At 64.1% G+C, this 11810-nt stretch carries 12 protein-coding genes; 9 read left to right on the forward strand and 3 right to left on the reverse strand.

Annotated elements, in window-relative coordinates:
- The 5 genes from KJP29_RS18095 to KJP29_RS18115 all read left to right on the forward strand — a co-directional run bounded on the left by KJP29_RS18095 (position 1) and on the right by KJP29_RS18115 (position 4295).
- A complete protein-coding gene (locus KJP29_RS18095; RefSeq protein ID WP_218465037.1) occupies positions 1-936 on the forward strand; it encodes a histone deacetylase family protein in 936 nt (311 codons plus the stop codon).
- Positions 933-1175 carry an exodeoxyribonuclease VII small subunit gene (locus KJP29_RS18100; protein ID WP_218465038.1) on the forward strand — a complete coding sequence of 81 codons (243 nt, stop codon included), beginning with the start codon at positions 933-935 and terminating at the stop codon, positions 1173-1175. Before KJP29_RS18095 ends, KJP29_RS18100 begins: the two co-directional genes overlap by 4 nt.
- Entirely contained in the window at positions 1172-2035 is an 864-nt protein-coding gene (locus KJP29_RS18105; RefSeq protein WP_370630896.1) for a polyprenyl synthetase family protein, read from the forward strand. Before KJP29_RS18100 ends, KJP29_RS18105 begins: the two co-directional genes overlap by 4 nt.
- Positions 2036-2051: 16 nt before the next feature.
- A complete protein-coding gene (gene dxs / locus KJP29_RS18110; RefSeq protein ID WP_218465040.1) occupies positions 2052-3980 on the forward strand; it encodes a 1-deoxy-D-xylulose-5-phosphate synthase in 1929 nt (642 codons plus the stop codon).
- A 129-nt stretch (positions 3981-4109) separates the two neighbouring features.
- Complete coding sequence (locus KJP29_RS18115) at positions 4110-4295, forward strand: hypothetical protein (protein WP_218465041.1); 186 nt, start codon at positions 4110-4112, stop codon at positions 4293-4295.
- On the opposite strand, the gene KJP29_RS18120 is transcribed toward KJP29_RS18115, so the two are convergent.
- Together KJP29_RS18120 and KJP29_RS18125 are read right to left on the reverse strand one after the other, a co-directional pair.
- The gene (locus tag KJP29_RS18120; protein ID WP_218465042.1) at positions 4292-5158 is read right to left on the reverse strand and encodes an SDR family oxidoreductase; all 867 of its coding nucleotides are present in this window, start codon (positions 5156-5158) and stop codon (positions 4292-4294) included. The two genes, KJP29_RS18115 and KJP29_RS18120, sit on opposite strands and share 4 nt — an antisense overlap.
- A gap of 10 nt (positions 5159-5168) precedes the next feature.
- Positions 5169-6716: an ABC-F family ATP-binding cassette domain-containing protein gene (locus KJP29_RS18125; protein WP_218465043.1), complete on the reverse strand. Its 1548-nt coding sequence runs from the start codon at positions 6714-6716 to the stop codon at positions 5169-5171.
- 161 nt (positions 6717-6877) lie between these two features.
- Between KJP29_RS18125 and ade the strand changes: the two genes are divergently transcribed.
- The 4 genes from ade (at position 6878) to KJP29_RS18145 (ending at position 11157) form a co-directional block, all read left to right on the forward strand.
- Positions 6878-8686 carry an adenine deaminase gene (ade, locus tag KJP29_RS18130; RefSeq protein WP_218465044.1) on the forward strand — a complete coding sequence of 603 codons (1809 nt, stop codon included), beginning with the start codon at positions 6878-6880 and terminating at the stop codon, positions 8684-8686.
- A complete protein-coding gene (locus KJP29_RS18135) occupies positions 8686-10173 on the forward strand; it encodes an AMP nucleosidase (RefSeq protein WP_218465045.1) in 1488 nt (495 codons plus the stop codon). The genes ade and KJP29_RS18135 overlap by 1 nt, the downstream gene beginning before the upstream one ends.
- Positions 10174-10313: 140 nt before the next feature.
- On the forward strand, positions 10314-10601 hold the full coding sequence (locus KJP29_RS18140; RefSeq protein WP_218465046.1) for an HU family DNA-binding protein: 288 nt from the start codon (positions 10314-10316) through the stop codon (positions 10599-10601).
- A 67-nt stretch (positions 10602-10668) separates the two neighbouring features.
- Positions 10669-11157, forward strand: a complete 489-nt coding sequence (locus KJP29_RS18145) for an ATP-binding protein (protein WP_218465047.1) — start codon at positions 10669-10671, stop codon at positions 11155-11157.
- Here the strand turns inward: KJP29_RS18145 and KJP29_RS18150 are convergent.
- Positions 11147-11716 carry a YdeI family protein gene (locus tag KJP29_RS18150; RefSeq protein WP_218465048.1) on the reverse strand — a complete coding sequence of 190 codons (570 nt, stop codon included), beginning with the start codon at positions 11714-11716 and terminating at the stop codon, positions 11147-11149. The two genes, KJP29_RS18145 and KJP29_RS18150, sit on opposite strands and share 11 nt — an antisense overlap.
- Between the last annotated feature and the right edge of the window lie 94 nt (positions 11717-11810).

Below are 11810 nucleotides of genomic sequence, written 5' to 3' on the forward strand. Positions count from 1 at the left end.
ATGACGACGGCCTTATTCTACCACGACGACTGCCTCGACCACGTGAACCCGCCCGGCCATCCGGAGCAGGTGGCACGACTGGATCGCATCCGCGAGGCGCTCGCCAATCCTGACTATGCACCGCTCGACCGCCGCGAGGCGCCGATCTGCGACGATGCGTCGATCCTGCTGGCCCATCCGCAAAGCCACATCTCTGCACTTGAACAGGCTGCACCGGAGCAAGGGTTTTCGCAGATCGACCCTGACACGGGCATGTCATTGGGGTCCTTGATCGCCGCACGGCGCGCTGTCGGCGCCAATGTCGCCGCTGTCGACGCCGTCCTGTCGGGCGATGTGACGAACGCCTTTGTCGCCTGTCGCCCGCCGGGCCATCATGCCGAGAAAACGCGGGCGATGGGGTTCTGCCTGTTTTCCAACGTGGCCATCGCGGCTCTCCACGCCATCAGGAATCATGGCCTGAGCCGCGTGGCCGTGCTCGATTTCGACGTCCATCATGGCAATGGCACACAGGATGTCCTTTGGGACGTTCCCGAGGTGCGCTTTGTCTCCTCGCACCAGATGCCGCTCTACCCCGGCACCGGTGCCCCCCAGGAACGCGGCGCACATGGGCAGATCATGAACGCCCCTCTCGGACCCGGAACCGGCGGCGAAGACATGCGCCTCCTCTGGGGCAATCGCGTTATTCCCTGGATCGAGGACTGGGAGCCTGAACTCATCCTCGTATCCGCTGGTTTCGACGCCCACCGGGACGATCCGCTCGCCAATCTCAACTGGACGACCGAGGACTTCGGCTGGCTGACCGACAAACTTTGCGCACTTGCAACACGTTGCTGCAAAGGTCGCGTGGTCTCGACACTCGAGGGTGGATATGATTTGGACGCGCTGGCAGAAAGCGCGTCATTACACGTGAAGACATTGATGGAGCATGGGGCATGACCGACAGGCCGGTTGGAGAAATGAGCTTCGAGGAAGCCATGCGCGAGCTTGAAGGCGTCGTCAGCCAGCTGGAGCGGGGCGATGTCGCGCTCGAGGATTCGATCCGGCTCTACGAACGCGGCGCAGCGCTCAAGGCGCGGTGCGAGGTCAAGCTCAAGGAAGCCGAGGAAAAGGTCGCCTCGATCACCCTCGACCGCGACGGACAACCCACAGGAACCACTCCGGTCGAGGACCTCTGATGTTCTCCCGGAAACTAGACGCGGCCAATCGCATTGCACGCGCCTGTCTCGAGGCCGGATTGCCGAAACATGGACCGATGGCCGAACCGATGGCCTATGCCGTTCAGGGCGGCAAGGGGCTGCGCGGCTTTTTGGTGATCGAAGGCGCAAGGATGTTCGGCATTCCCGACAGCGCGAGCCGTTATCCCGCCGCCGCCATCGAAGCGATGCACGCCTGTTCGCTTGTGCATGACGACCTACCTTGCATGGACGACGACGACCTGCGCCGGGGGCAGCCCACGGTGCATGTGAAATGGGACGACGCGACCGCCGTCCTCGTGGGGGATGCGCTCCAGTCGCTCGCCTTCGAGCTGGTCGCAGATCCGGCGGCCGGTTCGGGTGACGTGCGCGCCGAATTGGCGGTGACGCTTGCGCAGGGCGCGGGCGGGCTCGGCATGGTTCTTGGGCAGGCGCTCGATCTCGCGGCGGAAAAGGCCACGCGACCACTTACGCTCGACGAGATCATCGCGTTGCAGGCTGGCAAGACCGGGGCGCTCTTTGAATGGTCCGCCAAGGCCGGCGCAATCCTCGCTCAGGAAGACACTGAGCCACTTCGCGCCTATGGCGAGGCGCTTGGTCTCGCCTTTCAGATCGCCGATGACATCCTCGATATCGAAGGCGATGTCGCAGCCGTGGGCAAGGCTCTGCACAAGGATCAGGACGCCGGCAAGGCGACCTTCGTCACCCTTTTGGGTATGGCGGGAGCGAAACACCGCGCAGGGGAGTTGGTGGAGGCTGCTTGCGACGCGCTTTTGCCATATGGTCAAAAGGCTGACAACTTGCGCGCCGCAGCGCACTTCTCCATTTCGCGCGACAATTGAGAACCCGAGGCTCATTATGACCGAGAAACCTGCAACCCCGCTTCTGGATCGCATCGCGTCTCCGGCTGACCTCAAGGGTCTGTCCAATGCCGAATTGCGACGGGTCGCGGACGAGCTTCGGGCCGAGACGATCTATTCCGTGTCGCAGACCGGCGGGCATTTCGGCGCCGGCCTTGGCGTGGTGGAGATCACCGTCGCCCTGCACGCGATTTTCGACACGCCGCGCGACAAGATCGTCTGGGACGTCTCGCACCAATGTTATCCGCACAAGATCCTGACGGGGCGGCGCGACCGCATGGGCACGATCCGTCAAAAGGATGGCCTGTCGGGCTTCACCAAACGCAGCGAGAGCCCCTATGACCCTTTCGGCGCAGCGCATTCCTCGACCTCGATTTCCGCGGCGCTCGGTTTTGCCGTGGCGCGCGATCTGGGCGGGCATCCCGAACACGGGCTTGGCGATGCGATTGCGGTGATCGGCGATGGCGCGATGACCGGCGGCATGGCCTTCGAGGCGATGAACAACGCCGGGCACCTCAAGAAACGGCTGATCGTCATTCTCAACGACAACGAAATGTCGATCGCCCCGCCGACCGGGGCGCTGTCGAACTACCTCTCCCGGCTCTACGCAGGCGAGCCGTTTCAGGAATTGAAGGCCGCCGCGAAGGGCGCGGTGAGCCTCCTGCCCCCGACCTTCCAGGAAGGAGCACGGCGGGCCAAGGAAATGCTCAAGGGCATGACCGTCGGCGGAACGCTGTTCGAGGAACTTGGCTTTTCTTACGTCGGCCCCATCGACGGACACGATATGGAGAGCCTTCTGTCGGTTCTTCGCACCGTCCACGACCGTGCGACGGGTCCGGTCCTGATCCATGCCATCACGAAGAAGGGCAAGGGCTACAAGCACGCCGAGGATTCGCCTGACCGGGGTCATGCCCGCGCGAAATTCGACGTGGCGACGGGCGAACAGAAGAAATCGAAGTCGAACGCCCCGTCCTATACCGAGGTCTTCGGCAAGACCCTCTCGAAGATGGCCGACACCGACGACAAGATCGTTGCGATCACCGCCGCGATGCCGGACGGAACCGGACTCGATATCGTCGGTGAGCGGCATCCCAACCGGGTGTTCGATGTGGGAATCGCCGAACAGCATGGCGTGACCTTCTGTGCCGCCCTTGCTGCGGGCGGCATGCGGCCCTTCTGCGCGATCTACTCCACCTTCCTCCAGCGCGGTTACGATCAGGTCGTCCATGACGTGGCGATCCAGCGGCTTCCGGTGCGGTTCATGATCGACCGCGCCGGGCTCGTCGGGGCCGACGGCGCGACCCATGCAGGAAGCTTCGATATCGCCTATCTCGCCAACCTGCCGGATTTCGTCGTGATGGCCCCTTCGGACGAAGGCGAGCTTGTCAACATGCTCGAAACCGCCCGCCTGATCGACGACCGGCCCTCCGCCGTGCGGTATCCGCGCGGCGCCGGGGTTGGCGCCGATCTGCCCGAGACACCAACGCCGATCGAGATCGGCAAGGGACGCATCGTCGCCGAAGGATCGAGGGTGGCCCTTCTCGTGCTTGGTCCCCGGATTTCCGAGGCAGAGAAAGCCGCCACCCTGCTGGCCGCCAAGGGGATCACGCCGACCATCGCGGACGCCCGTTTTGCCAAGCCGCTCGACCAGGAGATGATTCTCGGACTAGCCCGCGACCACGAGGTGCTCATCACGATCGAGGAAGGCGCCATCGGCGGTTTCGGCAGCCATGTGGCCAACCTGCTGGCCGAGAACGGCATGTTTGACGGCGGGCTGCGGTTCCGGTCGATGTTCCTTCCCGACACCTTCATCGACCAGGCGACGCCGGAACAGATGTATGAAACGGCCGGTCTGATGGCCGATGACATCGTGCAGAAGGTTCAGGAAGCGATGGGCGTGGCCACGCTCGACGCGAAACGGGCCTGACGACGGCGACCGGAAAGCCGTCAAAGGACAACTGGATTACACAATAACAACGGCCTGCCGGGTACCTCTGGACAGGCAGTTTTCCGCTTGTCAGAAAGGCTCCGAAACCCCGCACTGGAGTTGCTGCCTATGAAAAATGTCATTCTCGGAACCCTTTTCGCCCTGCTCGCGACCTCGGCCTTTGCAGGCACGTTGGTCGATCCGATCGTGGAGCCGGAGATCATCGTGGAACAGACCGCTTCCGCGTCGTTCGACCACGGGATCATCGTTCCGCTCTACTTCCTCTTCTTCATCGGCCTGGGCTTCCTGCTCTAGGACCCTTCGTCCGCAAGAAGCGCCGCGAGGCCTTCGCGATAAGTCGGATAAAGCAGGCGCACGCCGAGTTCGTCCTTGATGCGGTCATTCCGCACGCGCTTGGACTCGGCATAGAAGCTTCGTGCCATGGGCGTCATGTCGGCCGTGGCGAAATCCTCTTCCGGGGGCAGCGGCAGGCCCAAGAGCTCGGCGGCATGCGCGATCACGTCTTCGGGCGGGGCGGCGAGATCGTCGCAGACGTTATAGATCCCGCCCGGTCGCGGCTTTGCCATCGACGCGGCGAGCACTTGGGCGATGTCCTCCACATGGGTGCGCGAAAACACCTGACCCGGCTTCACGATGCGCCGCGCGGTCCCGGACCGCACCTTCGCGAAAGGCCCGCGACCCGGCCCGTAGATGCCCGCGAGCCGGAAGATATGAAGCGGCAGAGTGCATTCCTTGGCGAGATACCACCATGCACCCTCGGCACGGACCCTCTGATGGCCCCGTTTCGTTGTGGGGTTGAGCCCGGTCTCTTCATCCACCCAGCCACCGTCATGGTCGCCATAGACGCCCGTCGTCGACAGATACCCGACCCAATGGAAATTCCCGGCATGCTCCGCAATCGCATCGCGCCATTCGGCCAGCACCGGGTCGCCGGATTCGTCCGGGGCAGCCGAGACGAGTAGATGGGTCGCTTCGGCAATGTAGGGTGTCATGTCGGTGCCCGGCCAGATCACCGGTTCTACGCCCTGTTCCGCCAGCTTCTGGGCGCGCTCCTGTGAGCGCGTCGTCCCGATGACGCGCCACCCCTCGTTCAAAAGCCTGCGGGAAAGAGCCTGGGCGGAATAGCCGTGACCGAATGACAGAAGAACGCGTCGCATGGGCCGCACCCTAGTCGCAGGTTTGGCCGGCTTCCAGCCGGATCGTTCGGTCGATGCCAACCGCCTCCAGAAAGGCCACGTCATGCGACACGACAAGCAACGCGCCGGCATAGTCCGAGAGCGCGCGTTCGAGCTGTTCGACGGCCTCGAGATCCAGATGGTTGGTCGGCTCGTCGAGGATGACTAACACGGGCGGTGTCGGGGCGCCGAGGATCACCGCCAAACCCGCGCGAAGCTTTTCGCCCCCTGAGAGCGTTGCGACGATGCGGTCGGCATCGCTGTTGCGAAACGCGAAGCGCGCAAGTGTGGCATGGGCCGCGTTGTCGTCCAGGGCCGGATGATGGGCCCGCAGGTTGGCAAGGATACTGGTGTCGGGGTCAAGCAGCGATACGTGCTGATCCAGCCGCGCAATCGAACCCTTGGCAGCGTCGCCGAGTGCCGCGATCAGGGTGGATTTCCCCGACCCATTCGGCCCCGAAAGCGCAACATGCTCGCCCGCCGCGATGGCAAGCGAGAGGGGGCCGAGCTTGAAGCCGCCTCGCGTGGCCGTGATATCGCGGGCGTTCAAGATCAGGCCGTGCGCCTCCGCATGATCCATGTCGATGCGCAGGTCGCGGGCGGCGATGATCCGGTCGGCGGCGAGCGACCTGGCCCGGTTCGCGGCATCCTCCAGCTTGTCATTCAGTCTGGCGTCCTTGCCAGACGTGGCTTCCGACCGTTCCTTGGCCTTGTCCAGCATCATCTTGGGTTGGTCGCCTCGCGCGCGGGCGGCGCGACCCTGCCGGTCACGGCGAGCCTTTTTCTCTTCCCGGTCGCGAATGGCCCGGCGGGTGCGGGCGACGTCGCGGGTTGCCTCGGACAGAGCTGCCGTATCGCGCGCACGGCGGGCAGCGCGCTCTTCGGCGTAGACCGACCACCCGCCGCCGTGGACGAAGGCACCCTTGGGCGTCAGCTCGACGATCCGGTCCATGTTCTCGAGCAACACGCGGTCGTGGGAAGCAACGACGACGCCACCGGGCCAAGTGTCGATCAGCTCGGCAACCAGCATGCGACCTTCGGCGTCGAGATTGTTTGTCGGTTCGTCCAGCAGGATCAGGTCCGGCGCGTCCAGAAGAAGGCGGGCGAGGCCCAGCCGCACGATCTGACCGCCGGACAGGTCGGCCAACCGCCGGTCGCGCGTGTCGGGCGGAAGACCAACGCGGTCCAAAGCCGCTTCGACCCGCGAGGGCAGGCTCCAGTCAGCTGCGTCGAAATCGGCCCCGGACCCCTGCCCCGCGTCGATCCGGGCGAGCATGGCAAGCGGGTCTGCGATCCCCAAGGCGTCGGCGACAAGCACCTCGTGATCGGGCCAGTCCTGCACCAGCGTTCCGACCGTGCCGGACCGCGCCATTGATGGATGATCGCCCCCGAGCAGTGCGAGGAGCGTGGATTTCCCTGTGCCGTTCTGGCCGACAATCCCCGTCCTCTCGCGCGCGAACGTGAGCGTCAGGTCCGGGCAGAGCAGCCGGTCGTCAGGGGTGGAAAGCGAAAGGTTTGTGAGTGTGAGAAAGGCAGACATGAGACATCCGAACCGGGAAAGCCGAGGGGCGAAGCGGTTTCGGGGGTCATGTCCATTGTGAGTGCACCTTCACGTCTTTGTTGCAGCCAGAGATAAGGTTTACGCAGCGACGGATCAACGGCCCCCCTTGCACCCGGCTCAAATCGGCGAAAGATTGTCACATGACAGACGCTCCCAATCCCCTGAAAACCTGGCCAGAAGCCGCCCCGCGCCTGATCGCGGTGGCCGCTGGCCGTGACGCCGCCGACCTTGTCATCAAGGGGGGCAAGGTCGTGAATGTCCACACGCGCGAGGTGCTCGACTGGGACATCGCCGTGGCGGAGGGACGCTTTGCCTATGTCGGCCCGGATGCGTCGCATTGCGTGGGGGACGCGACCGAGGTCATCGACGCCGGCGGGAGGTTCGTGATCCCCGGCCTCTGCGATGGGCACATGCATATCGAGAGCGGCATGCTGACCCCGGCGGAATTCGCCGCCGCTGTCATCCCCCACGGCACAACGACCATGTTCACCGACCCGCATGAGATCGCCAACGTCATGGGGATCGAGGGCGTGCGCCTCATGCACGACGAGGCGGCGCTGCAGCCAGTGAACATCTATACCCAGATGCCTTCCTGCGCGCCCTCTGCGCCGGGGCTGGAAACCACCGGCCGTGCAATCACGCCCGAGGATGTGGCCGAGGCGATGCATTGGCCGGGCATCATCGGGCTGGGCGAGATGATGAATTTCCCCGGCGTGATCCAGGGCGACGACAAGATGCTGGCCGAGATCGCCGCGACCCAAGACGCGGGCAAGACGGTGGGGGGTCACTACGCCTCGCCCGACCTTGGACCGAATTTCCACGCCTATGCCGCCGGTGGTCCCGCCGACGATCACGAAGGCACCTGCGAGGCCGACGCGATTGCCCGGGTTCGGCAAGGAATGCGGTCGATGATGCGGCTCGGCTCGGCCTGGTATGACGTGGAAACCCAGATCACCGCGATCACCGAAAAAGGCATGGACCCGCGCAATTTCATCCTCTGCACCGACGACAGCCATTCCGGCACGCTGGTCAACGACGGTCACATGAACCGCGTGGTGCGCCATGCGATTTCCTGTGGCGCCGATCCCTTGGTCGCGCTGCAAATGGCAACGATCAACACGGCGACCCACTTCGGACTGGAACGCGAGCTTGGCTCCATCGCGCCGGGTCGGCGGGCGGACATGATCCTGACCTCGGACCTCACGACGCTTCCCGTCGAACGCGTCTTCGCCCGTGGGGTGACCGTGGCCGAGGACGGCAAGATTGCGGTCACCTGCCCGCATCTCGATTGGCCCGATCATGCCCGCAACACGGTGCATCTGGGCAAGGTGCTCGAAGCCGCCGATTTCGTGATCCAGGCCCCCGAGGGCAAGAACAAGGTCACGGCCAAGGTCATCGGTGTCGTGGAAAACCAGGCACCGACCAAGGCGCTGACCGCCGATCTGGACGTGATCGACGGCTGTGTCGAGGCAGACGAAGCGAATGACATCGCACAGATCGCGCTGGTGGAACGCCACAAGGGCACCGGCGGTGTGACCAACGGCTTCGTGAGCGGCTTCGGCTACAAGGGGCGCATGGCCATGGCCTCGACCGTGGCGCATGACAGCCACCATATGATCGTCGTCGGCACCTCGCGCGAAGACATGGCGCTGGCCGCCAACCGGCTGGGCGAGGTCGGCGGCGGCATCACCGTCTTCAAGGACGGCGAAGAGATCGCCCTCGTCGAATTGCCGGTCGCGGGCCTCATGTCCGACGAACCGGCTGCCACCGTCGCGGCCAAGGCAAGCCGCATGGTCGCAGCGATGGCCGAGGTCGGCTGCACGCTCAACAACGCCTACATGCAACACTCCCTGCTCGCACTGGTGGTCATTCCGGAGCTTCGGATTTCCGATCTGGGCCTCGTCGACGTGACGACCTTCGAGCTGGTTTCGCTTTTCGAGGAGAACTGATGGCTTCCGCCGACCTGACGCTGCCGATCCAGACGCCCCCCATCTCGCCAGCCGAGTATTTCACCGATGCGAAGGCTGCGGTGGAACGGCTTTGTGAACTCTATGACGAGGCTTGCGTTTACTTGACGGACAGGTTCGGCATCGCCGCCACGATGACCGAACAACCCGAGGTGCGCTGGCGCGCGTTCTACCCCGAGATCCGCCTGCGCACGACAAGCCACGCGGCCACAGACAGTCGCCTGTCGTTCGGTCATGTGCCGGGACCCGGCAACTATTCCACGACCGTGACGCGGCCGGACCTGTTTCGCAACTACCTTGAACAGCAGATCGGCCTGCTCCTCGAAAACCACGGCATCCCCGTGGCGATCGGACCTTCCGACACGCCGATTCCGGTGCATTTCGCGGTGGCCGGCCGGCCCGAGATCACGGTGCCGCAAGAAGGCGTCATGCCGTTTCCCCTGCGCGACGTCTTCGATGTGCCCGACCTCAACACCACCCATGACGACATCGTCAACGGGCTGGGCTATCTGCACGAGGACGGATCCTCGCCGCTGGCCCCTTTCACCGCGCAACGGATCGACTACTCGCTGGCCCGGCTTGCCCATTACACCGCGACGACGCCCGAGCATTTCCAGAACCACGTGCTCTTCACCAACTACCAGTTCTACGTCGAGGAGTTCGAGGCCTACGCCCGCAAGGTACTTGGCAACCGGGATTCGGGCTACACCGAGTTCGTGTCGCCAGGGAACGTGTCCATCACGACCGAGGATGGAGAAATTCCCCTCCTGCCCAAGCTGCCGCAGATGCCGGCCTATCACCTGAAGCGGGCCGACGGATCGGGGATCACCCTCGTGAACATCGGGGTCGGCCCATCCAACGCCAAGACCGCGACCGACCATATCGCTGTGCTCAGGCCCCATGCCTGGCTCATGGTCGGGCACTGCGCCGGGCTTCGCAATTCCCAACGCCTTGGCGACTTCGTCCTGGCCCATGCCTACCTGCGCGAGGACAAGGTGCTCGACGCCGACCTGCCGATCTGGGTCCCGATCCCGCCCTTGGCGGAGATTCAGGTCGCGCTCGAACAGGCGGTCGAGGACGTGACCGAGCTCGATGGCTACGACCTGAAACGCATCATGCGCACGGGCACGGTTGCAAGCCTCGACAACCGGAACTGGGAACTGCGCGATACCTCCGGTCCGGTGCAGCGCCTGTCGCAATCCCGCGCCGTCGCGCTCGACATGGAAAGCGCGACCATCGCGGCGAACGGGTTCCGGTTCCGGGTGCCTTACGGCACGTTGCTATGCGTGTCCGACAAGCCGCTCCACGGCGAATTGAAACTGCCGGGCATGGCGAGCGCCTTCTACAAGACGCAGGTGGAGCGCCATCTTCTGATCGGTATTCGCGCCATGGAGCGGCTTCGCGATATGCCTCTGGCACGCATCCACAGTCGGAAACTGCGCAGTTTCGACGAAACCGCCTTCCTTTGAGGCCGCTTTTCTGCGCTGCCGCGACGAAAACACGTTGTTTTCTTGCCGATCCGGCATTCTTGCAGTTGTGCCGGGACAAGTGTTTCCCTTAAATGCCCGCCATGAAACCACCCCACAGATGGGACAGTGAGGAGATTATAATGGCGAAGCCGATGACCAAGACCCAACTCGTTGCCGCTCTGGCCGATGACATGGGCGCTGACAAGAAGACCGCCGGTGCGGCCCTCGACTCCATCGTTTCGATCATCACCAAAGAAGTTTCCGCCGGCGGCGCCGTGACGCTTCCCGGCGTTGGCAAGATCTACTGCCGCGAGCGCCCCGAGCGTATGGTGCGCAACCCGGCCACCGGTGAGCAGATCAAGAAAGAAGCCGACAAGGTGGTCAAGATGACCATCGCGAAGGCTCTGAAGGACTCGGTCAACTCGTAAGGTTCGGACCTTTTGTCTGGAAGGGGGTCGCCTCACGGGCGGCCCCTTTCTTTTTCTGGAGGATGCGATGGATCGCCCCACGCTCCACATGCTTTGCGGAAAGGCCGCGTCCGGCAAATCGACGCTCGCAGCGGGCTTGGGCGCAAAGCCGGGCACCGTCGTCCTGTCCGAAGATGTCTGGCTCGCCACGCTCTTCGGCGATCAAATGCACAGCCTGCGGGACTATGCGCGATACTCGGCCCGGCTGCGGAATGCCGTTGCACCTCATGTGATCGACCTGCTCGATGCCGGGCTGTCCGTCGTGCTCGATTTCCCCGCGAACACGCGGGAGACACGGGGTTGGTTGCGGGGGATCGTGGAGGCTTCAGACGCAGAGCACGTGATGCACGTGTTGGACGTGCCTGATGAAGTCTGCAAAGAACGTCTCCGCCGGCGCAACGGCGCAGGTGAGCATCCTTTTTCCGTGACCGACGAGCAGTTCGATCTTTTGGCGACCTATTTCGATCCGGTCGGCGTGGACGAGGGCTTTACGATCCGTCGCCATCCTAGCGATTGACCGGCGGCAGCCCCTCGGCCAGCCGCGCGATCATCCGGGCCATCCGGTTCGCCCGTGTCTCGGACTTCTTGGCAGAATGCAGGTCGTGGTAGATCGAGTAATGCCACCGCTTTGGCAATGCGTCAAAGGTCGCGCGGGCGGCCAGGACAGCGTCGAGCGCCAGAAAGAAATCCGGGGGTATCGTCGCATCCTTCGGCCCCGCATAGGCAACCTCCCAGCGTCCGTCCGCCTTGGCCGCGTCGACATGCGCCATGCCGGCAGGCTGCATCCGGCCCTCGGCGGTCAGCCGCTCGACGAGCCCGACATTTCGTCTGGACCAGATCGAACGGGGATTGCGCGGGGTGATCCGCTGCGTGTAGCTCGCCTCGTCCACCGACCGCTTGATCCCGTCGATCCATCCCCAGCACAGGCAGGCTTCGACCAGATCATCCCATGTGATGGAGGGGACACCGCTCTTGATCTTGTAGAGAAGGACCACGAGCTCCGTCTCGCGCGCGTGGTTCGCGGCGAGCCAGTTCTCGAGTGCCTCCCGATTGGCAAAGGGCGTGGGGTCAGACATGGTTCGACCCTAGCCCATGGCGCGGGGCGAGGCGAGGCGAGGCGGGGCGAGACCATCGAACCGCGTCCAGACCGCTCCGCCAACATCCTCTTGC

It is taken from the genome of Maritimibacter sp. DP1N21-5, from assembly GCF_019218295.1.
Lineage (GTDB): Bacteria > Pseudomonadota > Alphaproteobacteria > Rhodobacterales > Rhodobacteraceae > Maritimibacter.